Consider the following 1,379-nt stretch of genomic DNA (forward strand, 5'->3'; position numbering starts at 1 on the left):
AGGGAGTGTCAGTATTTTTGTGTTTGAGGCAGTAAAAGCCTGATCGTTGTTTCGATCAGGCCTATTGATGCTATCTCAGCGATACGGGTCAGTGAAGCGCTCTGCATAAATCACGGCGAACTGGTTCATGGCGGCCTTCCAGTCGTGCGTGGCGCTGCCCCAGGCTCCTGTGATGTTGCGCAGGACCAGCCACAGCAGCTTGGTGGCGGCCTCGTCGCTCGGGAAGTGGCCCCGCGTTTTCACCGCCCGGCGCAACTGCGCGTTGATGCTCTCGATGGCATTGGTGGTGTAAATCACCTTGCGGATCGCCGGCGGGAACGTAAAGAACGGGATCACGCGGTCCCAGGCCCGCCGCCATGCGTCTGCGATCGGCGCGTAGCGCTGTCCCCAAGGGCCTTGCTCGAACGCCGCTAACGCTGCCAGCGCCGCCTCGACGGTCGCCGCTGTGTAGATCGGCTTTAGGGCCGCAGCCACCGTCCGGCGCTCCTTCCAGCTGGCGTAGTCCAGGCTGGCGCGGATCAGGTGCACGATGCAGGTCTGCAGCGTCGTGGCCGGGAACACCGCGTTCAGCGACTGCTCCATGCCCTTTAGGCCATCGGTGACGGCGATCAGGATGTCCTGCGTACCTCGGGTCTTCAGTTCGTTGAACACCTTCATCCAGAACTTGGCGCCCTCGGTCTGCTCGATCCACAGGCCCAGGATGTCGCGCGTGCCGTCGGGCAGCACCGCCAGCGCCAGGTAGACGGCCTTGTTGCGCACGACGCCATCCTCGCGGATCTTGACCCGCAGCGCGTCGAAGAACACCACCGGATACATGGTCTCCAGGGGCCGGGTCTGCCAGGCAGTGACCTCGTCCATCACCGCGTCGGTCACCGAACTGATGAACTCCGGCGAGACTTCTGTCCCGTATTGCTCGGCCAGGAACCCCTGGATCTCGCGCACCGTCATGCCACGGGCGTACATCGCGATGATCTTGTCGTCGAACCCCGTAAAACGGCGCTCGTGCTTGGGGATCAGGATCGGGGCGAAGCTGCCGTCGCGGTCGCGCGGGATCTCCACCCGCAATGGCCCGTCATCGGTCAGGACCGTCTTGCGACTCTTGCCATTGCGCTGGTTGGTGACCTCCTCGGGGCGCTCGCCGCCCGTGGGATAGCCAAGATGGTGGCCCAACTCCGCTCCCAGGGCCCGTTCGATCAGCGCCTTCTTGAACGCCATCGACAGGTCCTGAACCGCTTCGGCGGTCATCGGACCTTTGACGAATTGATCAACCAACTCGGCGGGAATCGCCGGCAGTTCTCTCAGCGGTGTCTTTGTCTTGGTAGCCATACATGCTCCTTGAGCACATGTTAGGCCTCAAACACAAAATTTATGACACTCCC

At 62.4% G+C, this 1,379-nt stretch carries 1 protein-coding gene; it reads right to left on the reverse strand.

The window, feature by feature from the left end; translation table 11 throughout:
- Nucleotides 1-75: 75 nt before the first annotated feature.
- On the reverse strand, nt 76-1,326 hold the full coding sequence (locus HG262_RS30805; RefSeq protein ID WP_169274600.1) for an IS256 family transposase: 1,251 nt from the start codon (nt 1,324-1,326) through the stop codon (nt 76-78).
- Between the last annotated feature and the right edge of the window lie 53 nt (nt 1,327-1,379).

It is taken from the genome of Achromobacter sp. Bel, from assembly GCF_012928505.1.
Lineage (GTDB): Bacteria > Pseudomonadota > Gammaproteobacteria > Burkholderiales > Burkholderiaceae_B > Achromobacter.